The organism is Vreelandella zhaodongensis (assembly GCF_013415115.1).
GTDB classification, from domain to species: domain Bacteria; phylum Pseudomonadota; class Gammaproteobacteria; order Pseudomonadales; family Halomonadaceae; genus Vreelandella; species Vreelandella zhaodongensis.
The window spans coordinates 602,030-628,251 of sequence record NZ_JACCDD010000002.1 but is presented as its reverse complement, the minus strand read 5'-3'; the positions used below and the strand labels follow the sequence as shown (position 1 = coordinate 628,251).

Annotated in this window: 30 protein-coding genes; 21 read left to right on the top strand and 9 right to left on the bottom strand. The window is 49.9% G+C overall.

Going from position 1 to position 26,222, the window contains the following annotated elements; genetic code table 11:
- Window positions 1–54 precede the first annotated feature (54 nt).
- Complete coding sequence (mnmE, locus tag HZS79_RS06260; protein ID WP_162219876.1) at window positions 55–1,425, top strand: tRNA uridine-5-carboxymethylaminomethyl(34) synthesis GTPase MnmE; 1,371 nt, start codon at window positions 55–57, stop codon at window positions 1,423–1,425.
- Between the two features lie 19 nt (window positions 1,426–1,444).
- Here the strand turns inward: mnmE and HZS79_RS06255 are convergent, their stop codons facing one another.
- The 4 genes from HZS79_RS06255 to rdgB all read right to left on the bottom strand — a co-directional run bounded on the left by HZS79_RS06255 (window position 1,445) and on the right by rdgB (window position 4,866).
- Window positions 1,445–2,290, bottom strand: a complete 846-nt coding sequence (locus tag HZS79_RS06255) for a 23S rRNA (adenine(2030)-N(6))-methyltransferase RlmJ (protein WP_179927337.1) — start codon at window positions 2,288–2,290, stop codon at window positions 1,445–1,447.
- Between the two features lie 88 nt (window positions 2,291–2,378).
- Window positions 2,379–3,053, bottom strand: a complete 675-nt coding sequence (locus HZS79_RS06250; protein ID WP_162219874.1) for a YiaD family glycine zipper/OmpA-like lipoprotein — start codon at window positions 3,051–3,053, stop codon at window positions 2,379–2,381.
- Between the two features lie 39 nt (window positions 3,054–3,092).
- On the bottom strand, window positions 3,093–4,265 hold the full coding sequence (hemW, locus tag HZS79_RS06245; RefSeq protein WP_162219873.1) for a radical SAM family heme chaperone HemW: 1,173 nt from the start codon (window positions 4,263–4,265) through the stop codon (window positions 3,093–3,095).
- A complete protein-coding gene (rdgB, locus tag HZS79_RS06240) occupies window positions 4,258–4,866 on the bottom strand; it encodes an RdgB/HAM1 family non-canonical purine NTP pyrophosphatase (protein ID WP_162219872.1) in 609 nt (202 codons plus the stop codon). The genes hemW and rdgB overlap by 8 nt, the downstream gene beginning before the upstream one ends.
- A gap of 284 nt (window positions 4,867–5,150) precedes the next feature.
- Here rdgB and HZS79_RS06235 point away from each other — a divergent pair, with 284 nt between their 5' ends.
- The 6 genes from HZS79_RS06235 (at window position 5,151) to HZS79_RS06210 (ending at window position 9,372) form a co-directional block, all read left to right on the top strand.
- Window positions 5,151–5,843: a response regulator transcription factor gene (locus tag HZS79_RS06235; protein ID WP_179927336.1), complete on the top strand. Its 693-nt coding sequence runs from the start codon at window positions 5,151–5,153 to the stop codon at window positions 5,841–5,843.
- Between the two features lie 22 nt (window positions 5,844–5,865).
- Entirely contained in the window at window positions 5,866–6,372 is a 507-nt protein-coding gene (locus HZS79_RS06230) for a CsgE family curli-type amyloid fiber assembly protein (protein WP_179927335.1), read from the top strand.
- Window positions 6,372–6,788 (top strand): curli assembly protein CsgF, encoded by a 417-nt coding sequence (locus HZS79_RS06225; RefSeq protein ID WP_179927334.1) that lies wholly within the window; start codon window positions 6,372–6,374, stop codon window positions 6,786–6,788. The genes HZS79_RS06230 and HZS79_RS06225 overlap by 1 nt, the downstream gene beginning before the upstream one ends.
- A gap of 71 nt (window positions 6,789–6,859) precedes the next feature.
- Window positions 6,860–7,690: a CsgG/HfaB family protein gene (locus tag HZS79_RS06220; protein WP_179927333.1), complete on the top strand. Its 831-nt coding sequence runs from the start codon at window positions 6,860–6,862 to the stop codon at window positions 7,688–7,690.
- Window positions 7,691–8,010: 320 nt separating this feature from the next.
- Window positions 8,011–8,559: a hypothetical protein gene (locus HZS79_RS06215; protein WP_179927332.1), complete on the top strand. Its 549-nt coding sequence runs from the start codon at window positions 8,011–8,013 to the stop codon at window positions 8,557–8,559.
- A 60-nt stretch (window positions 8,560–8,619) separates the two neighbouring features.
- Window positions 8,620–9,372 (top strand): hypothetical protein, encoded by a 753-nt coding sequence (locus HZS79_RS06210; RefSeq protein WP_179927331.1) that lies wholly within the window; start codon window positions 8,620–8,622, stop codon window positions 9,370–9,372.
- A gap of 86 nt (window positions 9,373–9,458) precedes the next feature.
- On the opposite strand, the gene HZS79_RS06205 is transcribed toward HZS79_RS06210, so the two are convergent.
- From HZS79_RS06205 to HZS79_RS06185, 5 genes are all read right to left on the bottom strand, one after another.
- Window positions 9,459–9,836: a hypothetical protein gene (locus HZS79_RS06205; RefSeq protein WP_179927330.1), complete on the bottom strand. Its 378-nt coding sequence runs from the start codon at window positions 9,834–9,836 to the stop codon at window positions 9,459–9,461.
- Window positions 9,837–9,912: 76 nt separating this feature from the next.
- Complete coding sequence (gene hemL, locus HZS79_RS06200; RefSeq protein ID WP_162218107.1) at window positions 9,913–11,193, bottom strand: glutamate-1-semialdehyde 2,1-aminomutase; 1,281 nt, start codon at window positions 11,191–11,193, stop codon at window positions 9,913–9,915.
- A 36-nt stretch (window positions 11,194–11,229) separates the two neighbouring features.
- On the bottom strand, window positions 11,230–12,042 hold the full coding sequence (gene thiD / locus HZS79_RS06195; protein ID WP_162218106.1) for a bifunctional hydroxymethylpyrimidine kinase/phosphomethylpyrimidine kinase: 813 nt from the start codon (window positions 12,040–12,042) through the stop codon (window positions 11,230–11,232).
- Window positions 12,042–12,473: a protoporphyrinogen oxidase HemJ gene (hemJ, locus tag HZS79_RS06190; protein WP_162218105.1), complete on the bottom strand. Its 432-nt coding sequence runs from the start codon at window positions 12,471–12,473 to the stop codon at window positions 12,042–12,044. Before hemJ ends, thiD begins: the two co-directional genes overlap by 1 nt.
- A 22-nt stretch (window positions 12,474–12,495) precedes the next feature.
- Entirely contained in the window at window positions 12,496–14,286 is a 1,791-nt protein-coding gene (locus tag HZS79_RS06185) for a chloride channel protein (protein ID WP_162218104.1), read from the bottom strand.
- Between the two features lie 212 nt (window positions 14,287–14,498).
- On the opposite strand from HZS79_RS06185, the gene argC reads away from it, so the two are divergent.
- From argC to HZS79_RS06115, 14 genes are all read left to right on the top strand, one after another.
- Window positions 14,499–15,533 (top strand): N-acetyl-gamma-glutamyl-phosphate reductase, encoded by a 1,035-nt coding sequence (gene argC, locus HZS79_RS06180; protein ID WP_162218103.1) that lies wholly within the window; start codon window positions 14,499–14,501, stop codon window positions 15,531–15,533.
- A gap of 179 nt (window positions 15,534–15,712) precedes the next feature.
- Entirely contained in the window at window positions 15,713–16,066 is a 354-nt protein-coding gene (gene erpA, locus HZS79_RS06175) for an iron-sulfur cluster insertion protein ErpA (protein ID WP_162218102.1), read from the top strand.
- Between the two features lie 147 nt (window positions 16,067–16,213).
- Entirely contained in the window at window positions 16,214–16,987 is a 774-nt protein-coding gene (locus tag HZS79_RS06170; protein WP_162218101.1) for a transporter substrate-binding domain-containing protein, read from the top strand.
- Between the two features lie 110 nt (window positions 16,988–17,097).
- The gene (locus tag HZS79_RS06165) at window positions 17,098–17,769 is read left to right on the top strand and encodes an ABC transporter permease subunit (RefSeq protein WP_162218100.1); all 672 of its coding nucleotides are present in this window, start codon (window positions 17,098–17,100) and stop codon (window positions 17,767–17,769) included.
- A gap of 11 nt (window positions 17,770–17,780) precedes the next feature.
- Complete coding sequence (locus tag HZS79_RS06160; RefSeq protein WP_162218099.1) at window positions 17,781–18,539, top strand: amino acid ABC transporter ATP-binding protein; 759 nt, start codon at window positions 17,781–17,783, stop codon at window positions 18,537–18,539.
- 564 nt (window positions 18,540–19,103) lie between these two features.
- Window positions 19,104–21,008: a tRNA uridine-5-carboxymethylaminomethyl(34) synthesis enzyme MnmG gene (mnmG, locus tag HZS79_RS06155; RefSeq protein WP_179927329.1), complete on the top strand. Its 1,905-nt coding sequence runs from the start codon at window positions 19,104–19,106 to the stop codon at window positions 21,006–21,008.
- Entirely contained in the window at window positions 21,005–21,670 is a 666-nt protein-coding gene (gene rsmG, locus HZS79_RS06150) for a 16S rRNA (guanine(527)-N(7))-methyltransferase RsmG (protein WP_179927328.1), read from the top strand. The genes mnmG and rsmG overlap by 4 nt, the downstream gene beginning before the upstream one ends.
- The gene (locus HZS79_RS06145) at window positions 21,670–22,437 is read left to right on the top strand and encodes an AAA family ATPase (RefSeq protein WP_162218096.1); all 768 of its coding nucleotides are present in this window, start codon (window positions 21,670–21,672) and stop codon (window positions 22,435–22,437) included. Before rsmG ends, HZS79_RS06145 begins: the two co-directional genes overlap by 1 nt.
- Before the next feature lie 22 nt (window positions 22,438–22,459).
- The gene (locus HZS79_RS06140) at window positions 22,460–23,389 is read left to right on the top strand and encodes a ParB/RepB/Spo0J family partition protein (RefSeq protein ID WP_162218095.1); all 930 of its coding nucleotides are present in this window, start codon (window positions 22,460–22,462) and stop codon (window positions 23,387–23,389) included.
- A 203-nt stretch (window positions 23,390–23,592) separates the two neighbouring features.
- Window positions 23,593–23,988: an ATP synthase subunit I gene (locus HZS79_RS06135; RefSeq protein ID WP_179927327.1), complete on the top strand. Its 396-nt coding sequence runs from the start codon at window positions 23,593–23,595 to the stop codon at window positions 23,986–23,988.
- Window positions 23,989–24,003: 15 nt separating this feature from the next.
- Entirely contained in the window at window positions 24,004–24,831 is an 828-nt protein-coding gene (gene atpB, locus HZS79_RS06130) for a F0F1 ATP synthase subunit A (protein ID WP_162218093.1), read from the top strand.
- A gap of 65 nt (window positions 24,832–24,896) precedes the next feature.
- Window positions 24,897–25,124: a F0F1 ATP synthase subunit C gene (atpE, locus tag HZS79_RS06125; protein WP_016915582.1), complete on the top strand. Its 228-nt coding sequence runs from the start codon at window positions 24,897–24,899 to the stop codon at window positions 25,122–25,124.
- 76 nt (window positions 25,125–25,200) lie between these two features.
- The gene (locus HZS79_RS06120) at window positions 25,201–25,671 is read left to right on the top strand and encodes a F0F1 ATP synthase subunit B (RefSeq protein WP_162218092.1); all 471 of its coding nucleotides are present in this window, start codon (window positions 25,201–25,203) and stop codon (window positions 25,669–25,671) included.
- A gap of 11 nt (window positions 25,672–25,682) precedes the next feature.
- The gene (locus HZS79_RS06115) at window positions 25,683–26,219 is read left to right on the top strand and encodes a F0F1 ATP synthase subunit delta (RefSeq protein ID WP_162218091.1); all 537 of its coding nucleotides are present in this window, start codon (window positions 25,683–25,685) and stop codon (window positions 26,217–26,219) included.
- The last annotated feature ends 3 nt before the right edge of the window (window positions 26,220–26,222 follow it).

The following is a 26,222-nucleotide window of genomic DNA, read 5'->3' as shown; positions in this document are numbered from 1 at the left end:
CGTTTCAGGCCCAACAACGCCACACTCTTTTAAGATCCGGAAATGGAACTCGCCATGGCTGAACGACTTTATACCCAAGACACTATCGCCGCCTTGGCAACGCCTCCAGGCCGCGGCGGTGTTGGCATTATTCGCGTTTCAGGCCCTGCCTGCCACGATATCGCCACGACGATACTCGGACAGCGCCCCCCTTCTCGTCACGCCCACTATGGCCCGTTTAAGGGCGCTGAGGGCATTATTGATGAAGGGATCGCCCTACTGTTTAACGGCCCGAACTCCTTTACTGGGGAAGATGTACTGGAACTGCAAGGACATGGCGGTCCCATCATTATGGATATGCTGTTGGAGCGTTGCTTACAACTCGGTGCACGCCTAGCACGACCAGGCGAGTTTTCAGAGCGCGCTTTCCTCAATGACAAGCTCGATTTAGCTCAAGCCGAGGCAATTGCCGACCTGATCGATGCAACCTCCCGTTCAGCGGCTGAAAATGCGGTACGCTCGCTGCAAGGCGAATTTTCCCAGCGAGTATCAGCCCTGGTTGAGCGACTGATTGAGCTACGGGTCTACGTAGAAGCCGCCATCGACTTTCCTGAAGAAGAGATCGACTTTCTAGCAGACGGTCACGTCGCAACACATTTAGAAGGCGTCCAGCAGGCGCTCACGGCCGTACGTAAAGCCGCAGGGCAAGGAGCCCTGCTACGCGAGGGAATGAGCGTGGTGATTGCTGGCCGCCCCAATGCGGGCAAGTCTAGTCTGCTCAATGCACTAACCGAGCAGAACACGGCCATTGTTACAGATATTGCCGGCACCACCCGAGATGTGCTGCGAGAATATATTCATATTGACGGTATGCCGCTGCACATTATCGATACGGCAGGACTTCGAGATACCCCCGATGCGGTAGAGAAAATAGGCGTTGCCCGCGCCTGGGAAGAGATCGAAAAAGCCGACCGAGTACTACTTTTGGTAGATGCTTCCACTACTGATGCCACCGACCCCATGACCATTTGGCCAGAATTTGTCGCAAGGCTCCCCGACCAAACGCGCCTAACGCTGGTACGTAATAAAATCGATACCAGCGCCGAACCGGCTGGAATTGAGTTATCCACAAACACACCTATCGTCAGATTATCAGCGAAAACCAATGCGGGTGTGGATAATTTAAAAACCCACCTAAAGGATGTCATGGGGTTCTCTGCCACTACCGAAGGGCGCTTTTCTGCTCGAAGACGCCACTTGGATGCCCTGGATCGTGCAATGGCCGCACTGGAAACAGGGCGTGCCCAACTCGATGGCTATGGTGCAGGCGAGCTACTCGCCGAAGACCTGCGTGACGCCCAGCAAGCATTAGGCGAAATCACCGGTGAATTCAGCGCTGATGACCTGCTTGGCGAGATCTTCGGCAGTTTCTGTATTGGCAAATGACCGCTAAGCAAGTGATCGACTACTCCTCAACCAGCCACTCTGCTCGGTAGCCACATTCCCCGCCTAGTAGCGGCGTGATGTGTGCCATCGCCGCGGCTAGGCGCTCATCTATCCCCCAGGGCGGGTTAATGACTAGCATGCCGCTGCCATACATTCCACGGCCTTGTTCGCTTGGCGCGTGCAGTTGAAGCTCGCTACGCCAAATTTTACGAATGCCGCTCTCCTTCAAACGAGCGAGTAGTGTGCAGTGGTGGCCTGCTGGTAATAATGGGTACCAGATTAACACGATCCCATGGCGAGCTTTTGCCAGGGTGTAAATGGCCGTATCAGCCACCTCCTGATACTCCTCTTTACGCTCATAACTCGGGTCGATTAGCACGCATAAGCGCGGTGTTGCCACCGGAACTAGCCCACACATACCGGCTAAGCCATCCCCATAGACCCGCTGTGCCTGCTGGGGAAGCATTTGCGTACGTAAATGCTCATGCTCACCCGGATGAAGCTCAAACAGTTTAAGTTGATCTTGTTCACGTAACGAATACGCGAGCCACCAGGGCGAGCCAGGGTAATGGGTAAGCTCACTAGCCACCGGTTGGGCGCGTTCCAGCATCGTTAGCCAGTGGCTTAGCAGAGGGTCTGTTAGCCGTTGGCGAGCTTGCCACAGCGGCCAGATCCCTTCGCGGTACTCTTGTAACCGCTGAGTCTCTTTGGTGGCTAACGGATACAGTCCTCTACCCGCATGGGTATCGACATATGTAATAGCCGATTCTTTACGTAATAAATGATTAGTGACTACACACAGCGTTAAGTGCTTTTGTACATCGGCAAAGTTACCGGTGTGGTAAGCATGTTGATAAGACAGCATGGCAGTCTCGCTAGCAATGAATCGAAAAAAAGCCCGCTATGTGAGCATAGCGGGCTTTTTTCGGCAATGCCGAGAGTGAATAATTCGATTAGCCTTGACCGTTACCCGTCGGTGTTAAGGTAATTTCTACGCGGCGGTTTTGTGCACGGCCTTGCTCTGTGTCATTGCTAGCGACAGGCTGATTGGCACCATACCCCATCGTGTTAAGACGCGTGGATGACACCCCATTCTGGCTTAGGTAGCTGCCTACCGACTGAGCACGCCGCTCAGATAAGCGCTGGTTATAGTTAGGGTCGCCAACGCTGTCGGTATGACCGGCAATGTTGACACGCGTATCCGTATATTGAGCTAGCACGTTGGCCACTTCATTAAGTGCACTACGTGCGTCAGCCGTTAATTCTGATGAGTCGAAACCAAAGGTAACGCTGCTAGGCATATTCAATACAATGTCATCGCCGCGGCGATCAATTTCAATCCGCGAGCCCTGCAGGTTATTACGCAGTTGCTGCTCTTGACGATCCATATAAGCGCCTATACCAGCACCTGCTGCTGCACCTACGGCAGCACCAATCAGTGCACGGTCACGACGACTTGTGCTGCCACTACCAGAAAGCGCACCCGCTGCCGCGCCAACCGCCGCGCCAATGCCCGAACCCGTTGCCGTGCTTGAGCGTTGCGTCTGACCGCCGTAGGGATCAGAGGTGGCACAGCCAGCGACCAGAACGGCAACCGCTAACGGTGTCAGTAGTCGAGAAATACGCATCACTCACTCCTAATTTATCTTTTGGGGTAATTGCACTGTTCATCGCTGATCACTGATCAATGCCAGCAACTCGTTCAAGAATAATAGACCTTGTGGCGACGCACGCAGCTTTTCCGGCATTTCCATTAAAAGTCCTTTTTCATAAGCACTTTGTAACCGTGTTAGTAACACAGTCTGGGGCAACCCTGTGTAGGTGGTCCACACATCCATATTTACCCCGTCGGTCAAGCGTAGTGCGTTCATAGCAAACTCAAGAGGCAGCTCTTCCTGCGCAATTGGCTGCTTGCCTGCCACAAAACCTCGTGGATCATTTGCACGGCGTAAATACGCCTCTGGCTGACGTGTTTTCCAGCGCCTTTCAATATGCCGCTGCCCCTGGCTATCGACCGTGGTCAGCTTGCCATGAGCTCCCGCCCCAATACCCAAATAATCGCCAAACTGCCAATAATTGATGTTGTGGCGACTTTGTTGTCCCGTTCGCGCGTAGGCGGAAATTTCATAGCGCCGCAAACCGGCTTGTTCAAGGCGTTGATGGCCAGCTTCTTGAATGTCCCAGAGAGCCTCTTCTTCTGGTAACACAGGCGGATGAGAGAAAAACGCCGTATTAGGTTCAAGCGTTAACTGATACCAGGAGAGATGCTCTGGCTCCAGAGCCAATGCTTGATCAATATCCTCCATCGCTTGAACCGGGGTTTGTTGTGGCAGCCCATGCATAAGATCAATATTGAGATTATCGAATCCTGCCTTACGCGCCTGTTGAACAGCGGTGATCGCTTCTACGCCAGTATGAATGCGTCCAAGTGCACTGAGCTGTTCAGGACGAAAGCTCTGAATGCCCAGCGATAGACGGTTAATGCCCGCTTCTCGATAGCCAATAAAACGTTGCTGCTCAGTCGTTCCTGGATTCGCTTCAAGGGTAATTTCAATCCCAGAAGAGAACGGTAATCGAAAGCTTATCTCTTTGAATAATTGATCATAAAAGTTTGGCGATAGCAGACTTGGCGTGCCACCGCCAATAAATATCGTTTGAATTTCTCTCCCGCTGGCCAGGTGTAAATCACCGTCCAAATCACTCAACAGGGCATTCAGATAAGCGGCTTCAGGCAGCTCGCGAGAGCTTGGCTCGTGAGAATTAAAATCACAATAAGGACACTTACGCACACACCATGGCGTATGAATATAGAGTGATAGGGGTGGCAATACCTCAGCCATGCGCCACCTTCAAAAGCTCGACTAAGCCCTGTAAAGCACGGCCACGGTGGCTAAGACGATTTTTAGTTTCACTCGGTAATTCGGCAACACTCATGCCTTGGTCTGGCAACCAGAATAAGGAATCATAGCCAAACCCACCACTGCCACGTGGATGAGCCAATATTTCTCCCTCCCAGTTACGCTGGACAATAACCGGTACTGGGTCGTCTGGGTGCCGTAGGTATACCAATACGCACCAGTAACGCCCGCCGCGCTGGCCTTCAGCACAGTGACTAAGCGCGCTTACTAGCTTTTCGTTATTTCGTTGATCACTTTTTGGCTCACCCGCATAACGCGCTGAATAAATACCAGGCGCGCCTTGGAGGGCATCAACTTCAAGACCTGAGTCATCTGCCAATGCAGGCAACCCACTAATTCGGCTAGCTTCACGTGCCTTTAACAAGGCATTTTCCACGAATGTCAGGCCTGTCTCTTCTACATCAGCCACACCAAACTCAGATTGTGGGCGAACATCTAGTCCAAGAGGAGATAGCAACTGATTGAATTCTTTCAATTTACCTGTATTGCTACTAGCCAACACAAGCGTATTAGGCGAGGACATCGCGATATCTCCAGATGAAAGAGAATCAGTTTACGCAGATACAATTCTCTTCTAAAGCACTTAAAACGTTACTAAATGTAAGCAACACTTACTAATATATAGATAGCTAATAATAAAAAAATAAACCAATAAAAACATATATTTATTAACATTATTTCCAAAAAGAATAACACTGTCTGAATTGATTTCACCAATTTCATAATAACAAAACTTTACGAACTGTATCTTATAGGCAACAATTTGATGAGTACCCACTCACTATTTCTTTCCACGAGGGCTTACCCATGTCGCAGGAAAAGACCACTGGTTTGGTGTATATCATCACTGAAAAAAGTCCACAATCGCAGCTATTTGCAGACTATTTGCTCGAGCATACTGGCTGTAGAATTAGCATCTACTCACCGGAAGCAGCGCTGCCATCTTCCAACGCTGAAAAGCTACTTATTCTTATAGATAGTGATCATATCAGCGTAGATACATTACCAGAGTGGCAAGAAAAACTACCGGAAGCCCTAACCAAAATACCGTTAGCTGCATTCAATATTCGTGATATGGATCACGCTCTGGAAGCCCTCTCATGCGCTCAACTAAAAGGAGTTTTTTATCGCAATGAGAGTTTAGAGGTCTTTTGCAAAGGTATCCATGCCTTATTAGATGATGAGCTTTGGATGTCTCGTGATTTAATGGCAAAACTCATACTTTTTTATCGTAAGTACCAAAGTAATGCATTCCGGCCTGCCTGTGGGTTAACTAATCGAGAAATGGAAATCATTTCTTTATTAAGTGCAGGATCATCTAATCAACAAATTGCTGAAAAGCTTTTTGTTAGTGAACACACCGTAAAATCCCACCTTTACAATATCTTTCGAAAAATAAATGTACATAATCGGATTCAGGCACTCAACTGGATTCATCAAAACCTGGGCCCCATTCTACCCAATATTGAAACGGCTCGCAGCTTACAGAGAAACCGTTAGCCATTAAGGGGAGGACATAGTTATGTATTTACTTCGCTGTTGTTTAATTTTTTTGGCTATCTACTTTTTACTTACTACTAGCGTATTAGCTAACGAACCCGCCAGTTCATTACCAATAAACGAACAAGCGGAAGTCGATGCCATTAATGAGTTATCAAGCCCTGATGGGCCAGAAGTTCAAGGGCATTCAAATAGAAGCAGCGAGCTTACCGGCATTATGGTCGACCGGACCGTCACCATGGCAGGTAAAACGTTCTATCGCGCGTTTAGTCAGCAGGCAATGGATAACCTAATTATTGGTAATGCCACCATTACTATTCAAGAGCGCCCTGATGCACGTTGGGGTAGCCAAATCGCAGTATTAGAAGGTAATCGATTGTACTTCAGAACACAGCTCTCTCCCAGGATTAGCGAAGCTGACCAAGTAGCAGGAGAAGCTGTACAAGTTGTCGAGGAGGCACTTATCCGGCAGCAGCTGGCATCTGCCCTGACCTCAGACAAAGACCTGGGAAAAGAGGAGTTATTCTAATGAAAGCGAGCAAAAAAATCGGCTGTGCTGCAGTAATTGCTTTAATGGGTGTCGGCACCCAAGTGCACTCGGGAGAATTGATTTATCGACCAATTAATCCTTCATTTGGTGGAGACCCCTTTGTTGGCAGTTACCTCCTAGGTAAAGCTCAGGCACAGGATAAGAATACCGACCCAAGTGCCCGCCGAGCTCAACCAACATCATCAACAGATAGATTATTGCAAAGCTTAGAAAGTCGTTTGATATCGCAATTAATATCGGATGTTAGCCGTGGAGAAGTGAGTGAAGGAAGTTTCGATAGCAACGAGTTTGGTGTTGTAGTGAGCGATAGTAGCGGCCAATTAGTCGTTAGAGTTGTAGACAAGGTAACTGGGGATATAACAGAGATTAGCGTTGGAGGGTTATTTAATCCCTAGTTCTACAGGGAAGGCTAATAACTAACCATCAGAATAACGACTAACGCTATCTGCTTTGTCAGGGGATCACCATGAAAATTATCGCCTCAATTGTCATCGCCAGCCTACTTAGCGGCTGTGCTGGGATGGTGGCAACGTCTGAAAACTTAGAAGGTGCGGAAGCGACGCTTACCCCAAGGGGAGCAACCTACCAAGACCTCATATCATTACCACCGCCATCCGGGAAAATCTTTGTCTCAGTCTATGACTTCCGCGACCAGACTGGACAATACCGACCCGCACCCGCCAGTACTTTTTCGACCGCGGTAACCCAGGGAGCGGCCGCAATGCTCACCGGCGCGCTGTCTGATTCTGGCTGGTTTATTCCACTTGAGCGCGTCGGGCTACAAAACTTGTTAACTGAACGTCGCATCATTCGCGCAGAGTTCGAGCGCTTTGGGCAGCCCGATACGCTGCCATCGTTAAGAGCCGCATCCGTTATGCTCGAAGGTGGCATTATTGCCTACGAGTCGAATATACGTACTGGTGGTGCAGGCGCTGAGTACTTTGGCATTGGGGCATCGGGCCAATATCAGGTGGATCAGGTCACCGTTAATTTACGCGCCGTCGAGATATCAACCGGTGAAATATTAGCCAACGTCACGACGACCAAAACGATCTATTCCAAAGAGCTACGTGCTGGGGTTTACCGCTTTATCGACTTCAGGCGTTTATTAGAAGCTGAGGTGGGTATTACGACCAATGAGCCTGTTCAGCTGGCGGTAATGTCAGCCATTGAATCTGCGGTTATTCATCTTGTCGCTCGGGGTATCGAAAACCGTCTGTGGAATTTAGCACCAGGGGCTAACCTTCAAGACACGATTTTAAATGACTACCTAAATGCACCAATACCTATGCTGTAGCTTTCCAGCGTAAATATGAATTGCAAAACTGCAGTAAAGTCGTTGGCTAGTAACCATTAATCCAAGGGAACATAATAAATTATTTATTATCGACCACTCATTGAGTGGTCTTTTTTTTATCCAACAAAATTCAAAAATTTATAAGTCAAATAACCAGATATCTAATCACTTGATGACTATATTGTTAAAAAAAAATATTTCATATTAATCAAAAAAACTAATCTTAAGATTAATAAATTTTCTTATGGCGTCATTTTTCAAATAGTCCAAACTCAATCCATGAAACAAAAAGACACACAAAGTTTCAAAAGGAAAAACAAATGAAACCCTTAAGCCGCCACTCAGTAACTAGCAAAGCAAGCGCTAAGAACTATGGCGCTTCGCTAGTAATGATTGGCTTGCTAACAAGCAATACGGTTTCAGCAGAAGCAAATAGTAACTTGTTATCCCTAGCAGAGAATGCAAGAGTGGCTCAATATGCACATCAAGTAGATATATCTATGCTGCAAAATAATGTAAGCATTATAGAGCAACAAGGTATCAACAACCACGCAAGTGTTACTCAATCACGTTCAGCAAGCTATCAGTTTGCAAATTTTTCGAAGATATATCAGCGCGGAAATAACAACCAGGCAAGCATTATTCAGAACAACGGCAATAACGTTGGTGTTATATGGCAAGTTGGTCATAACCATACTGCCAATATTTCCCAACACGGAAACAATTTTTCATTTCAAGCTGATATCTACCAATTAGGTGCCAGCGGAGACGTAACGATTTCACAATCGGGCAGTGGCTTACGTGGTGTAAGTGTCCAGCAACAAAATCATTCGGGCAACGCACGACCGGTCACTATCGATACCTACTGAGTAGCCAGCTGCTTCTCAGTAAACAACCAAAGCAAGCCGATCGAAAAAAGGGGAAACACCATGAAAACTCAAATGACTGTTATCGCTGCTGCTGTTGCAATAGCTGTTAGCTTCTCTGCACAGGCACGTGACTATGACGACTCTACAACAACACAGACAGCTAATGATGTTGCAAACCCGGTTTTTGATGCTCAAAATGCTCTACGTGCAAATATGGATGGCTTTTCCCACCCTAGCATTCGTACGTCCTTAATTACTCAAGTAGGCGACGATAACTATGCAGAAACAACACAAGCAGGACCTCGTCAATTCTCTCGGGTAACTCAAACGGGTGATGACAATACGTCAGATGTGCATCAAACTGGCAATAGTCAAGAGTCGATTGTATATCAGACTGGCAACAACAATACTTCCAGTGTAGATCAGCTAGGTGGTCAGCTGAACGACTCCTGGGTCAATCAAACTGGTGATTACAATAGAGCAGACGTCCAGCAGATTAATAACTCATCCTGGAGTGACTCTATTATTGAGCAAACAGGCAATTACAACGAAGCCGATATTCTTCAGACCAATAATAGTGATGAAACATGGAGCTTTGTCTCTCAAACAGGTGACTTAAATAAAGCAGATGTGACTCAAGAGTTTGCTGATTTAAGTGCATCTTGGATTTACCAAAACGGTGTTGGTCATGAAGCCGTTGTATACCAGACAGGACAAAATAACGTATCAACTATCCGCCAAAATAGCGGTGCTGCCTATGCGAACCACTCACAAGTAGGCAACAACAACTCTGCTATCACTACTCAGTGGTAAGAGGCTTACTAGGTACGTTTATAAATACTTTTTTAAGTACTTACTTAGCTCAAGAAACCGCCCCGAACGGGGCGGTTTTTTTATACTTAACGCACGACAACCGACAGTGTGCCACCTTTCCCCTGGGTAGAAGAACGCGAGCGGTTACTACCTTTAACGATATCTACTTCTAAACGCTCGTCATCACTTAGCAGTTTTACCGTGCCTTCTAAGGTGGTGCCTTCAAAGGTAAATTCAGCGGGCACTGTGCCACGCGCTTCGGGGTGCTCAATGCTTTCATCGTTGTGAGTAATGCGCCACTGGGCTGAGAATTCCGCGCCGGGTGTGCCGCCCATGGTGATGTGGATCTGGGTCATCTCCTGCTCCTGTGCGGCCATCCCCGTGAACGGTAGGCCAAGGGTGAGAACAGCGGTTAACAATATGTCGTTAAAACGTGAAGCGTTCCAAGCCGGTTGCCGTTTCATAGTGTGTTTACCTCACTAACCAAAGAGCCGCTCAATAGGAGCGGCTCTTGCAGTGTAGCAGGCGCTTTACTTTATGTTACATAACGGCAAAGGCTTTTTCTGCGGCATCCAACGTTAACTGGATATCTTCCGGCGTATGGGCACTGGACATGAAGCCCGCTTCATAAGCAGAAGGAGCTAGATACACACCATGGTCTAGCATAGCACCAAAGAAACGACGGAAAGCATCAGGGTTGCAGGCAGTCGCCTGGGCAAAGTTATCCACACGGGATTGTGAGGTGAAGAAAATACCAAACATGCCGCCCGCTGACTGGGTCATCATCGGCACACGCGCTGCATTAGCACGCTCTTGCAGGCCAGTGCATAGGGTTTGCACTCGCTGGGAAAGGGCGTCGTGGAAACCTGGCACCTGTAGCTTGGTCAGCAAGGCAACGCCTGCCGCCATGGCCAGTGGGTTACCCGAAAGTGTCCCTGCTTGGTAAACCGGCCCCAGTGGTGAAATGTTCTGCATAATTTCACGCTTGCCACCAAACGCGCCAACGGGCATGCCACCACCGACGATTTTACCCAGACAGGTGAGGTCAGGAACCACGCCGTAATGCGCCTGAGCACCGCCCAGCGCGACACGGAAACCCGTCATCACTTCATCAAAAATCAACACACTGTCGTACTCGTTGCACACCCGACGCAGGGTTTCTAAAAAGCCCGGCTGAGGTGGAATGCAGTTCATATTGCCTGCAACGGGTTCCACAATAATGCAGGCAATTTGCTCTCCAATCTCAGCAAAACACGCTTCGACACCTTCGGGGTCATTAAATGAGAGCGTGATGGTGTGCTCAGCCAATGAAGCGGGGACACCCGGCGAGCTAGGTTCGCCATGAGTGAGTGCGCCAGAGCCAGCTTTCACTAACAGTGAATCCGAATGGCCGTGGTAATTCCCTTCAAACTTCACAATCTTGTCACGCCCCGTCGTGCCACGTGCCAGGCGAATCGCGGACATTGTTGCTTCGGTACCCGAGCTGGTCATGCGCACCATTTCCATGGAAGGAATCATCTCGCAGATGAGATCGGCCATGGTGGTTTCAACAGCTGTCGGTGTACCGAAGGAGAGGCCATTATCTAAACGTGCACGCACGGCGGCCAGTACATCCTGGTCGGCGTGGCCAGTGATCATTGGCCCCCACGAGCCGATATAATCAACGTAGCGGTTGCCTTCCACATCGAATAAATAGGCACCTTGGGCACGCTCCATAAAAACAGGCGGGCGATGCAGACCTTTAAAGGCGCGAACGGGGGAGTTAACCCCCCCCGGAATGTGACGGCTTGCGAGGTCAAACAGTTCAGCAGATGTGGTCATGGCATCCTCAACATTAATGGCTTACTACCAATGAAATCAAAAGCGTACGGGGCGTGGCAAGCGATTCGGTAAACACTGACCACTAGGCGGCTGATAACCATGAGACAAACTCTCCCAGGTGTAGTGCTGAGCTTGTTCACAAGCAGTTGGTAAGCGTTCACCAACGGCTAAACGTGCGGCAAGCGCTGATGCTAACGTACAGCCAGACCCGTGAAATACATCAGGTAACCGCGGCCACTGCCATTGGCGTGTTGTGTCAGGAGAGTGCAACGTATGCACGACCTGCTGAACATTACCCGGCGGCAATGGATCGTCGGTGGCAGTGACTAATACTCCCTGACAGCCCTGGGAAAGTAGCGCAACAGCGCGAGCCGTATCATCATAAGGGTCAGTTATCTCAGGCGTCAGCGCCGCGAGCTCAAACCGGTTTGGCGTTAAAATATCCACAAGCGGTAGTAAACGATCACTATAAAGTTTCTGCAGCTCGGGTGTGGATAACTCAGCACCGCCCCCAGCTTTTAGTACGGGGTCTGCGACCACCGGCACGCCAGGAAAGCGGCGAATAATTTGTTCCGCAGCACGCAAGGTCGCCTCATTGGCCAACAAACCTAATTTAATGGCAGCAATCTGCATGTCGCCTAACGCCTCTGCCGTTTGACGCATGACGGCTGGGTCAGCCGGCCATATACGTATCACGTTATGGCAGTTTTGAACGGTCAGTGCGGTTGGAATGGTAACTGCCCAACCACCACAGGCGGCTATCGCTTCGCTATCAGCCACTAGCCCAGCTCCACCGGTGGGGTCATGGCCTGCTAACACTAAAACAACGGGGGGAAGAGGATGGCGCATCAAAAGGGCTTCACCACCGCCAGAATTATAATCGCGATCAGAGCAATCACGGGCGCTTCATTAAACCAACGGAAAAACACGTGACTTTTGGTACAGCGCGCTTGTTCAAATTGTTTCAAATAAATGAGACAGACATGATGATAGGCGATCAGCAGTGCCACCAGCGTCAGCTTGGCATGCATCCAACCTTGGCTAAACCAGGCAGGCACTAGGTAAAGCAACCAGCCACCAAAGATCAGCACAATAATCATCGACGGCGTCATAATCCCACGGTACAGCTTACGCTCCATGGTTTTAAAGTAAGTCATCGCTTGCTCATCGCCTGTATCCCGCGCCATAGCGTGGTACACGTATAGCCGCGGCAAATAAAACAACGCAGCAAACCAGGTAACAACGGCCATTAAATGAATGGCCTTTACCCATAAATACATGGTCTCTCCTTAGGCATTGGGCTCATTGCTGGGAATCAGCATCACGGGGATCCACATAGTGATAATAACGCTCAATAGATCCACGGGTAATAATACCTGAAATTCGTTGCTGCTTTGGCCGATAACCGTGCACGACATAGAGCGCACCCAACGCATTATTCTGAAGTGATAGAAATGCTTCCGACAGCGTTGCCTGCAATCCTATTGGAGCCATCTCGAGCCGCTGGCCCGGTATTTCAACTAAATCAATTAATTCATCTTCTGGCGGAGCTTCCCCTTGCAGTGCCTCATCATGCTCTAGTAGCCAGCGCGCAAGCTCTGCGGCTTTTAGCGCTAGCACCGGCTTTTCTGCACTGGAACGCTCAATCACCAGCCATATAGGACCGCTCTCCAGCAGCCGTCGTGCTTGGTCGAGCGTAATCATGCGTTCAGTGCGAACTAAACGACGTTCCATGACGGCTGGCACAGAAACACGAGAAAGCGCCTGCATCAAAGGCTGCTGTAACGGATGCAATCCATAGCGCACTGAGCTAATAAAAAAGCCTTCACAGCCGGTAAGCTGACGGGACGTCAAACAGGCAACCACGACGACTAGCATGCCAGGCAGCATGATATGAGGTGAATGCGTTAGTTCTAGCAACGCCATCAAAGCGGCAAGTGGCGCTTGCAGTACAGCCCCCATCATTGCCGCCATCCCTAGCATGGCATAAATCCCAGGGTCTGCGGCTTTGTCAGGCCATAACCAACCGCCTAATATTCCTCCTAACGCGCCAGTGGCAGCACCTACGACTAATACAGGGCCAATAATGCCAATCGGTACGCCGCCGGCCACAGTAATCGCCGTTATCAGTAACTTCGCAATCACCAGTGCCAGCAATACATTAACGCCAAGCTGGTTATTCAACATGGCGGCGACGCTGTCATAGCCAATGCCTTGTACTTCGGGAAACCACCAAGCGACGGCTCCTGTTGCTACACCGACCACGCCTAACCTCAGCCATAGCGGCCATTGTTGGAGGTACTGGCTGCGAGAAATATGAATAAACAAGCCTGCCAACAGACCGATGACCAAACCAATAATGACAACCCAAGGAATGTTCATCAACGAACCAAGGGCAACTTCAGGAATGCGGAATGCTGGTTCATTGCCGTACACCAGTTGTGCGACTAACGCCCCCATCGTAGAGGCAAGAATCACCGGCATAAAGCTCATCAGGGTGTATTCCATCATGACCACTTCCATGGCAAAGATAACACCCGCGATTGGCGTATTAAACGACGCCGAGATACCTGCTGCCGTTCCGCAAGCAACAAGAACTCTTAAGCTGTTATTGGGTAAGCGAAGCTTTACCCCCAGACCACTCGAGGCCGCCGCTCCTAAATGAATAGCAGGGCCTTCACGACCCGCTGAAAGCCCACCCAACACAGAAACAACGCCCACCCACCATTGATTTAACCAATTTCGTAATGGAAAGCGCCCCTGATGATAGGTGAGGCGCTCTATCACGTGACCAACACCTAATTTACGAGCTGTGGCTTTTTGGCGATAGAGTAGCGTGCCAATTAACGTCACAGCGATAATCGGCAGTAGCGAGCGCAGCCAGGGTGAGAGTCCTTCAAATGCCTCTGGGTTACCGTCGGGCATATAGAGCGCAGCGCCTGCTTCTAGCAACAGGCGAAAAGCAACCATCACCGCGCCTGTCATCACCCCGGATACCAGACCCAGCACACAAAGCTGGGGCAAAGCATCCACGTTTGCTAATTGGCGGCGAAAACTCTCCAGCGTAAAGTCTGATCGCGAAAAACGTGCCACAACGTCCGTCCTTGCACTAATTGTTCGTTTTTGAGCGGCATCATGCCTTGCCACTGAATGTATTGCCCTACATGGGCTTCTTCTGCGTAGCGCTCTTAAGCAACTACTCTCTTGTGTATCATAGCTAGATACCGTTCGACAGCCTGTCGCCATCTCTCTAGGCTGTTAATCATTGATATGTTTTAACACGCAAAATGCGCAAGGAGTCGTTTGTGATCAAGGTTGGCATTGTGGGTGGAACCGGCTATACCGGCGTTGAGCTGTTGCGGTTACTCGCCCAGCATCATCAAGTAAGCGTTGAAGCGATTACCTCGCGCTCGGAAGCCGGCGTGAAGGTATGCGACATGTATCCCAACCTGCGCGGCCACTATGATGCGCTCACGTTCAGCGAGCCAGATGCCAAGGCACTGGGTTCAATGGACGCGGTGTTCTTTGCGACCCCCCATGGTGTGGCCCACGCGCTAGCAGGCGAATTGCTCGACAATGGCACTCGGGTAATCGACTTGTCTGCTGACTTTCGGCTACGCGATGCCGACGAGTGGAGTCGTTGGTACGACCAGCCCCACGGCGCGCCGGAATTACTAAATGAGGCCGTATATGGCCTGCCAGAAATGCATCGGGAACAGATCAAAAAGGCCCGTTTAATTGCTGTTCCAGGCTGCTACCCTACAGCGGTTCAGCTGGGCTACCTGCCGCTTTTAGAAGCCGGTTTGATCGATCCAGGCCATTTAATTGCTGACTGTAAATCAGGCGTTACCGGCGCAGGCCGCGGTGCCAAAGTCGCCTCGCTACTAGCCGAAGCCAGCGAATCGATGAAAGCCTACGGTGCGTCCGGCCATCGCCATTTGCCTGAAATCCGTCAAGGTTTGGGTGATATGCAGCCAAGTGCAGTGGGCCTTACCTTTGTGCCTCACCTGACGCCGATGATTCGTGGCATTCATGCCACCCTATATAGCACGCTGACGAGTGAGTCGGGCGATTTACAGGCGCTATTTGAGCAGCGCTATGCCAACGAGCCGTTTGTTGACGTCATGCCTGCAGGCAGCCACCCAGAAACCCGCAGCGTCAAGGGGAATAACACCTGCCGTATTGCCGTTCATCGTCCTGGCAACGGCAATACCGTGGTAGTGCTTTCGGTCATTGATAACCTGGTCAAAGGTGCCTCGGGCCAAGCCATTCAAAACCTCAACCTTATGTTTGACCTTGAAGAAAATATGGGCCTTAACGCCCCAGCCCTAATGCCTTGAACCACACAAAGCACTAGCATGCAGAGGGCAACTCAGAGAGGAGGTCATTTGCCAACGCCTCCTCAGCGAGCTGTCCTTTGCTTGATGATCCAACACAATAGTTGACCATTTTGCTAGGAATTACCCATAATCACACTCCAATGCCGATTATTCGTTCTTAAAGCTCGCGGGAGGTACCCATGAGCGGTGCAGAAGCTTTTGTTCCAACCCCACTACTGTTATCCGACAGCGCTCGACAACGTATCCAAGCACTCATGGCCGAAGAGGATAACGCGGCGCTAAAGCTCCGCGTATATGTCACCGGCGGTGGTTGCTCGGGTTTCCAATATGGCTTTGATTTTGCTGAAAATGTTGCCGAGGATGACACACTTATTGAGTTCGGCGATGCGACACTGGTCGTCGACCCTCTCTCCTACCAATACTTGGTAGGCTCAACGGTTGACTATGAAGAAGGGCTAGCAGGCGCCCGTTTTCGTGTTCAAAACCCTAACGCCACGACGACCTGCGGCTGTGGTGCTTCGTTCATGGTCTAACTAACGTTGGCGGTAACCTCTCCCCGTGACTTGACGCCTTGGCGGTTTCTCGCCAAGGTTAAAAGGTCAATAACGGTTGCTGATACTGTTGATTAGAAAATTCTTCTTTGAATGGTGTCGCTAACCAAATAAAACACGGGGAAACTAATGAAACTTACCTTTACCAAGACAGCCATTGCCACCGCCATCACCGTTGGCTTTGCCAGCTTGGCAACCTCCGCAACGGCTGATACGCCTACCGTAAATGTGGTAACAGACCCAAGTTTCGTACCCTTTGAAATGATGGATCCAGAAACCGGTGAAATGATCGGTTTCGATATGGATATCATCAACGAAGTGGCTGAACGTGCTGGGTTTGAAGTAAACCTCACAACGATGGAGTTCGCAGGTATTATTCCCGCGGTGCAAACCGGCAGCCAAGAAATCGCCATTGCAGGCGTTACCATCACAGAAGAACGTGCTGAAATTGTTGATTTCTCTGACCCCTACTACGACTCAGGCTTACAAATCATTGTTCGTGCTGATAACGACGATGTTGAAACCCTTGAAGACCTAGCCGGCCTCTCTATTGCCACCCGCATTGGCTCCACTAGCTATGATTTTCTTCAAGAACAGCTAGGTGATGACGCCGACATCACTCCTTACCCTGGCAACAGCGACATGTACATGGCTCTATTAGGCCGTAATGTTGATGCGGCTTTCTATGACGCACCGAATGTTGCCTACTTCTCCCAAACACGTGGAGAAGGCCGTACTAAAGTGGTTGGCCCGCTGTATGAAGGTCAGCAATACGGTATCGTTTTCCATAAAGGTAGCCAGTGGGTAGAGCCCGCCAACGAAGCGCTCGCTGCAATGCGCGAAGACGGCACCTACGATGAGATTTACGAAAAATGGTTCGGTGAATCTCCTAGCGACGATTAATACATCGCACAATGCACTGAACCTCTAACACAGGGTCGGGCGGCCTAGCCCCCGGCCCTGTGTTCTTTTTGCGTTATTTTTTCGAGTCGTGCTTTTAAGGAGAACCCCACGTGGAAGTCACTTTTCAGTTTGATTGGGCGGCTGCGTTTCGCTCAATCCCCTATTTGCTACCAGGGATACCCTGGACATTAATGATCTCTTTTGGCGGCCTCGCCATTGGTTTCTTTATTGGTATCTTTTTTGGCTTGCTGCGCATTAGCCGCGTGCGCTGGTTACGCTGGCCAGCCATTTTCTATATCGAAGTGTTTCGCGGCACCCCGATACTTGTGCAAGTACTGTTTATTTTTTATGGCCTTCCGCAATTACTGGGCGGCCCTATTAATGCGTTAGTTGCCGGTATCGCTGCCATCGCGATTAATTCAGGAGCGTATATTTCCGAGATTGTTCGCGGTGGAGTTCAGTCCATAGAGCGTGGTCAACGGGAAGCCTCACTCTCGCTAGGCCTATCGCGAACTCAGGCATTTCATTACGTCATTTGGCCTCAAGCATTCCGCCGCATGATCCCTTCCCTAGGCAACCAAGGTATTATCAGTATCAAAGATACATCTCTCTTTTCCGTCATCGGGGTGGGTGAGTTAGTGCGCCAGGGGCAGATTTATATTGCCACCACGTTTACAGCCCTAGAGGTCTATTTCATGGTAGCGCTGATGTACCTTGCGATCACCTGGACCCTCTCTCTCCTACTGCGCCAACTAGAGCGCAGAGGCCTCGTTGGACAATAAGGACAAGTGCAATGAACAATGTCACACAACCCATTGTGCGTATGCAGCAGCTCAATAAGCACTTTGGTAGCCTGCACGTGCTGAATAATATTGACCTTGAAATTGTCCCTGGCGAAGTGGTGGTGGTGATTGGTGCCAGTGGCTCCGGTAAGTCGACCCTTATCCGTTGCATTAACGGCCTGGAAGAGTTCCAGTCAGGCACGTTAGATGTCGATGGCAACGAGCTATTGCCTAATGGTAAAAGCAGCAAAGCACTGCAAACTATTCGGACAGAAGTGGGCATGGTGTTTCAGCAGTTCAACCTGTTTCCCCACTTAAGCGTGCTCGACAACATCACACTTGCCCCAATGAAAGTGCGTGGATGGAACCGTCAGGATGCTGAAGAAACTGCCAAGCGCCTATTAAAGCGTGTTGGGATTTCCGACCAGGCGGATAAGTACCCAAGCCAACTCTCAGGTGGACAACAACAGCGCGTAGCGCTGGCGCGCGCACTGGCGATGGAACCCCGCCTTATGCTGTTCGACGAGCCTACGTCAGCACTTGATCCCGAAATGATCGGCGAAGTGCTAGATGCTATGCGTGAACTCGTCAAAGAAGGTATGACCATGGTGATTGTCACCCACGAAATGGGCTTTGCCAGAGAAGTGGCTGACCGCGTTATCTTTATCCATAAAGGTGAAATTACCGAACAAGGACCACCTGAGCAGCTGTTTGATACGCCTCAACATGAGCGAACCCAATCCTTCCTAGCGCGTGTTTTAAAGCACTGATGTAGGTTATCCAGCCTCTTTTTCTTCATTTTTTAGCCCATAAAATGGCCTGTCGTAGTGACAGGTCATTTTTTTTGCCTGTGGATACTATTTTTTTCTGTCACCAGGTACTCCTCTGTGATCCCTGCTATGAGCACTGTTAATGGCTTTTATACTAAGTCAGCAGAAATGTTCACAGGTGCGGTAACAAACTCGGTATGAGCCGGTGGATAAGACGTCAATAGCTGCGCCTGTGGATAAAGACCACTTTCATCCACAGGCTCAACACGACTTCTACGCAGGCACTCCGCCGTTTAATCATGTAAAAGCTAACAATTTAACATCATGAAGAATTTGAGTTTTTTTCAGTTATCAACAGAATTTGTCCACACTAGTAGTAACAACATCAATAGAACTTCTCTTATATATTTTTATTTTGTTATTAATAATAAGTGACGAGGTTATTTTGGGTGTGGAAAAACCTGACGGTTACCCACAGGAGGTTTATACTGGCTCGCTTACGAAATCAGCGCCGATACGCTGACTCACATCATCCGTGCCAAAAGGCGCAAGACGAGGTGTCTCTTGAACTATCCCGACCGCTTTGACGTTATTGTCATCGGCGGTGGCCATGCGGGAACCGAAGCCGCATTGGCCTCTGCTCGTATGGGCTGTCAAACCCTGTTATTGACCCACAACATCGAAACACTCGGCCAAATGTCGTGTAATCCAGCGATTGGTGGGATCGGCAAAAGCCACTTGGTGAAAGAAATCGATGCACTCGGTGGTGCAATGGGGCTAGCCACGGACTTAGGCGGCATCCAGTTTCGTGTACTCAATGCACGCAAAGGCCCAGCAGTTCGTGCCACACGTGCTCAGGCTGACCGCATTCGTTACAAAGCCGCCATTCGCGGAATGTTGGAAAATCAACCTAACCTGACCATTTTTCAGCAGGCGGCGGGTGACCTGATTGTGGATAACGACACTGTTCGCGGTGTTGTAACGGAAACTGGTATTCGCTTTCATGCGGACTCTGTGGTCTTGTCCACAGGCACATTTTTAGGTGGGGTTATCCATATTGGGCTGGATCAGAGCCGCGGTGGCCGTGCCGGTGATCCGCCATCCAATGCGCTAGCAGATCGGCTTCGTGCACTGCCGTTTCGCGTGGATCGATTAAAAACGGGGACTCCACCACGCATTGATGCCAAAACGGTTGATTTTGCACCGTTGGAAGAACAGCCTGGCGATACGCCGACTCCAGTCATGTCGTATCTTGGTTCACGGAATATGCATCCTCAGCAGGTGAGCTGTCATATTGCTCACACCAATGAGCGCACCCATGAAATTATCATGGCGAACCTTGACCGTTCACCCATGTATTCTGGTGTTATCGAAGGGGTTGGCCCGCGCTATTGCCCATCGATTGAAGATAAAGTCCACCGCTTTGCCGATAAAGCCAGCCATCAAGTGTTTATCGAACCCGAAGGGCTAGATACCCATGAGCTGTATCCCAACGGGATTTCAACCTCACTGCCTTTTGATATACAACTGCAGGTAGTTCGCTCAATTAAAGGGCTTGAAAATGCGCATATCACTCGCCCTGGTTATGCCATTGAGTACGATTTTTTCGATCCGCGGGATTTAAAACACTCCCTGGAAACAAAATTTATCCACAACCTGTTTTTCGCTGGGCAAATTAACGGTACCACCGGCTATGAAGAAGCCGGTGCCCAAGGGCTTCTGGCAGGCTTGAATGCCGCTCGTCGCGCTAAGCAGTTAGAGGCTTGGTATCCTCGTCGTGATGAAGCCTATCTTGGCGTGTTAGTAGACGACTTAATCACTATGGGTACCAAAGAGCCCTACCGCATGTTTACTTCACGGGCTGAATATCGGCTGCTGTTACGTGAAGATAACGCCGATCTTCGCCTAACTGAAAAAGGTCGTGAGCTTGGGCTGGTAGATGACAAGCGCTGGTCGGCTTTTAGTCAAAAACGTGAAGCTATTGAGCGTGAGACAGCGCGTTTGGCAACGGTGTGGGTGCAACCCAACACGCCCGCAGCCGCTAAGATTGCTGAAAAAACCGGTAGACCGCTTCCCCGAGAGTATTGCTTAAGTGACTTGTTGAAACGTCCAGAGCTGACCTACGCAGATATCACTGGGTTACCAGGTATTGAAAGCGGTGATGTTGATGACGACGCCGTCGCCGAACAAGTGCAAATTCAAGCAAAATATCAGGGGTATATTGATCGCCAGCAAGACGAGATTGATAAACTCAAGCGTCATGAAGCCACACCGCTACCTGCCGAGTTGGATTATCAGCGGGTTGAAGGGTTGTCCAATGAGATTCGTCAGAAACTTAGTGAAACCCGCCCAGAAACCCTGGCTCAAGCCGCTAGGATTTCCGGTGTGACGCCTGCTGCGGTTTCAATTTTATTGATTCATTTAAAAAAGCGTCGACTCATTAGCAATACTGAGGTGGTTAACGGATGAGTCAATTACAGACGCTGATTAACACGCTACCCAGCGTTGTTGCCACCCGTTTAGATGAAGGACTCAAGGCGCTGGAGTTAACAGTTAACTCCGTTCAACGTGAACAGCTGCTAGGGTTACTTGCTCTGTTGCACAAGTGGAACCGGGCTTATAACCTCACTGCAGTGCGTAATGTTGAAGATATGGTGTCTCGACATGTACTTGATAGCGCCGCAGTCGCGCCCTATGTATATGGCCCTCGGCTACTAGACGTAGGGGCTGGACCAGGCTTGCCTGGCCTAGTTCTCGCCATTTTAAAGCCTGAGTTACACGTGACGTTGCTTGATAGCAATGGTAAGAAAGTTCGTTTTCAGCGCCAAGCAGTGATGGAGTTAGCGCTGACCAACGTCACGCCAACCCAAGCACGCGTCGAGCAGTTCAATGATCAGGCATTTGATCAAGTTATTTCCCGAGCGTTTGCCAGCTTGGTAGACTTCGTTACATTGACCCAAACATTACCGGCAGCTCACGGGCAGTGGCTTGCCATGAAAGGGCCAAGTGCTGATGATGAGTTGCGAGAGTTGCCTGCCTACGTTGAACTCCAGACGCGACTTTTATTAAACGTCCCCTTTGAGACGGCCGAGCGGCAGCTGTTGATCCTGACCCCAAAAGGAGTTGAGTAGTGAGCCAGATCATTGCCCTGACCAACCAAAAAGGCGGTGTGGGCAAATCCACTTCAGCCGTTAATCTTGCCGCTAGTTTGGCAGCACTGGATCGCCGCGTACTATTGGTAGATTTAGATCCTCAAGGCCACGCCAGTATGGGCAGTGGTATCGATAAGTACGAGCTTGAGAAAAGCGTGCTGGACGTTTTACTTGGAGAAACAACAGCAAGTGATGCCATCATTCGTGGGCTTCCTGTGAATTATGACGTCTTACCGGGGAATGGTGATCTCACTGCTGCTGAAGTAGAGCTGCTTGATAGTGACCAGCGGCAAAGCCGTTTGTCGTTAGCGCTACAAACCGTTGCTGATGATTATGATGTGGTGTTAATTGACTGCCCGCCATCACTTAACATGCTGACAGTTAACGCGTTAACCGCTGCTCATGGTGTGCTCATTCCGTTGCAGTGTGAATTCTACGCGCTGGAAGGGCTCTCAGCGCTGCTGGACACCGTTGAACAGATTAAGCAGAGCATCAACCCAGAGCTGGCCGTTTCTGGCATTCTGCGTACCATGTACGATAAACGCACCAGCTTGACGCGAGAAGTCGACAAGCAGCTAAGGGACTTCTTTGGGGATGCGCTGCTGAACACAACCATTCCGCGCAACGTTAAAGTTGCTGAAGCACCAAGTCATGGTGTACCAGTGACTCAATACGCTCGTTTTTCGCGGGGGAGCCAAGCCTATCGTGTGCTGGCAAAAGAGATGATTCGGCGGCTATCGCTATAACGTACAGTACGAGGGGAAGCGAATGACGCGTAAACGCGCGCTAGGACGTGGCCTGGATGCCCTGATTGGTGCGGGCGCCCGTCGTCGTGACAGTTTAGATATTACCGGTGGTGTAACGCTTGATAGTGCAGAAGCCTTACCGTCGTCTGTTGCATCAACAGAAATGGGGGCTGATCGGCTTGAAAGATTACCGTTAGGCCAGCTCACTCGTGGTAAATACCAGCCTCGCCGAGACATCCAACCAGAAGCGTTGGAAGAGCTTGCTGACTCCATTCGTGCTCAAGGGGTAATGCAGCCCATTGTGGTTCGCCCTGTGGGGGAAAACCGCTATGAAATCATAGCGGGTGAACGACGTTGGCGTGCTGCACAGTTAGCAGAGTTAGATGTCATTCCTGCGGTTATTCGCGATGTTAGCGACGAAGTTGCGCTTGCATTAGCACTGATTGAAAACATTCAGCGTGAAAACCTTAATGCCATCGAAGAAGCGCTGGCTTTAAAACGCTTAGGCGATGAATTTGAGCTGACTCAACAGCAAATTGCTGACGCCGTAGGTAAATCGCGTACTCAAGTCGCTAATTTATTACGTTTGCTGGCGCTAGACCCTGAAGTACAAACATTGCTAGAACGTGGCGATTTGGATATGGGGCATGCACGCGCTCTACTATCGCTTACCAGTGCCCAACAGCGCCAAGTTGCCCATGAAGTGGTCAATAATGATCTGACCGTGCGTGATACTGAAGCGCTGGTGAAAAAGGTACAAACAAACCAAGCGCCTACCCAAGCACAACCGCGTTCTGCCAAAACACCGGATGTTGCACGACTTGAGACGCAGCTGGGTGAGCTATTAGGTGCGCCTGTTTCAATAGACCATGGACAAAAAGGCAAAGGAAAAGTGACGATTCGCTATACCAGTCTCGAAGAGCTGGATGGAATCTTGGCACATATTAAATAGCAGGCTTACGAAAGATGCGGTGTTTTCTTAACCCTTTGGTCGCAAGTTGATGCCTAAACAAGCGAAATCCGTGCAACTTCGGTTGAAGGTGTGGTAGCGCTTCCCTATAATCCGCCGGTGTTTGTCGAAAGATGAGACAAAACGATAAACCAAAGGCAATGTTGCCTGAGACAGCTTTACGCCGGTAGGGAGTAGTGACGAAGATGCAACGCGTATCTACTGCTCGACGCCGATCGTTAAATTTTAAAAGACTATTTCAAGCGCAGTTGGCAGCAACAGCTGCCATCGTGGTGCTTGCTAGTGGGGTGTCCGGAGCGTCGGCAGCACTATCAGCATTGCTAGGGGGGGCTGTCAGTATTTTGCCCACGATGTACTTTGTCTGGAGAGGGTTGCGTCGCACTGGGAAACATCCTCGACATAACGTGTTGAACTTTTACCAAGCAGCGGCAGGCAAGTTTGGTTTGACGGTGGCGTTATTTGCCATTGTGCTGATATCAGCGCCCCCTTCAAACCCAGCTTTTTTCTTTGTCGCCTATGTGGTGGCCCAACTCGTGCACTGGCTAGCACCTTGGCTCGTGCGAGAGCGGTCAACCCTTTAAACCTGAGGAAGCAGTATGGCAGCAGATAACGAAATATCGGCCATCTATTACATACAGCATCACCTCCAGAATCTTACATTCGGGAAGCATCCAGAGAACGGTTGGTCGCTTGCGTCCACCTCTGCGGAAGCGACTGAAATGGGCTTCTGGGCTATTCACCTTGACACCATGGGCTGGTCAATTGGAATGGGGGCGTTGTTCCTGTGGCTATTCCATAAAGCTGGCAAAGTGGCAACAACGGGGGTGCCTGGCGGCCTGCAAAATGCCGTAGAAATGGTCATTGAGTTCATTGAAAACCTGACACGCTCAACGTTTCACGGCAAAAATAAGCACATCGGCCCTATCGCTCTCACGCTGTTCATGTGGATTTTGCTAATGAATAGTTTGAAGCTACTGCCGGTTGACTATTTCCCCGAAATGTTTGGCAAGCTTGGTTTTGAGTACATGAAAATAGTACCCACAACCGATATCAACGCCACTCTAGGAATGGCGATTGGTGTATTTTTGATGATTATTTACTACAGCTGCAAAGTAAAAGGTGTGGCTGGGTTTGGTAAAGAGCTTGCTTTAACCCCTTTCAACACATGGTTGCTGGCGCCATTCAATCTGATTTTGGAAATTGTTGGTCTGCTGGTTAAGCCCATCAGCCTCGGCTTCCGTCTGTTCGGTGCCATGTTTGCCGGTGAAGTGATTTTCATCCTTATTGCCTTGCTGCCGTTTTGGGCAATCTGGATGCTGGATGTGCCATGGGCCATCTTCCACATTTTAGTGATTTCGTTGCAGGCTTTTATTTTTACGACGCTATCCGTCGTTTATTTAAGCGCCGCTCACGAGCATCATTAATCTAGAGCAACGTTTTGCATAATACCCTAAACCCTTGAAACTAACGCACTACCAGGAGTTTTATCATGGAAATCGTCTACATTGCTGCCGCCATCATTATCAGTGTTAGCGCCCTGACCACTGGCTTTGGCTTTGCTATGCTGGGTGGCAAGTTATTGGACAACACCGCACGTCAGCCTGAGCTGAGCGACCAGCTTCAAACTCGTACCTTTATCATGGCCGGTCTGCTTGATGCCGTTCCGATGATCGGTGTTGGTATTGCGATGTACCTGATCTTCGTTGTTGCCGGTTAATGCAGCTTGACCGAGCGGACAACCGCTCGGTTTTGTTTCACTCCGGTCGCCACGAATTTGTCAGAGGTACATCCCTGTGAATATCAACATGACGCTTATCGGGCAGACGATCGCCTTCGCGATCTTTGTCTGGTTTTGCATAAAGTATGTGTGGCCTCCGATCAGCAACGCGCTTCACGAGCGTCAAAAGAAGATTGCTGATGGCTTGGACGCTGCTAGCCGTGCTACTCGCGACCTTGAGCTGGCTCAAGAGCGTGCAGAGCAAACGCTGCGTGAGAGCAAAGAGCAGGCATCTCAGATTCTCGAGCAAGCCAACAAACGCTCTGCCCAAATGATTGAAGAAGCACGTGAACAAGCGCGTGCCGAGGGCGAACGTCTGGTAGCAAGTGCTCGGGCTGAAATTGAGCAAGAAATTAATCGCGCGAAAGACGATTTGCGTGCGCAGGTTTCTCACCTTGCGATCGTAGGCGCTGAGCGTGTTCTTGAAGCCTCTGTTGACGAGAAAGCGCACCGCGACTTGCTTGATAAGCTTGCCGCTGAACTGTAAGGAGGTGACCCATGGCGGAACAATCTACCGTCGCTCGTCCTTACGCCAAAGCGGCGTTTGAATACGCGCGCGATCAACAGGTGCTTGACGCTTGGTCACAGTCGCTAGCAATGGCTGGAGCGATTGTTAAAGATCGCCAAGTTGCTGGTCTGTTGGGTAGTCCTAAACTTAGCAGCGAACAGAAAACGAGTCTGTTAGCAGATATGCTGTCAGACAACGCAAATGAAGCGTTCAAACGTTTTCTGACCACGTTAGCCGATCAACGTCGTTTGACGGCATTAGACGCTATCGCTGATCAGTTTGAACACCTTCGCGCAGAGTACGAGCAGCGTATCGACGTCACTGTGGTGTCAGCCTACAAGCTGACTGCCGCACAGCGAACCAAGCTAGCAAACGCGCTCAAGAAACGTCTGAATCGCGAAATCTCCATTACTACTCGGGTAGACAAGTCGCTTATTGGCGGTGTCATCCTGCGTGCCGGCGATACCGTCATTGACGGTTCGGTACGTGGTCGATTGAATCGCCTTTCCGAAGCGCTGACCGCTTGAGTC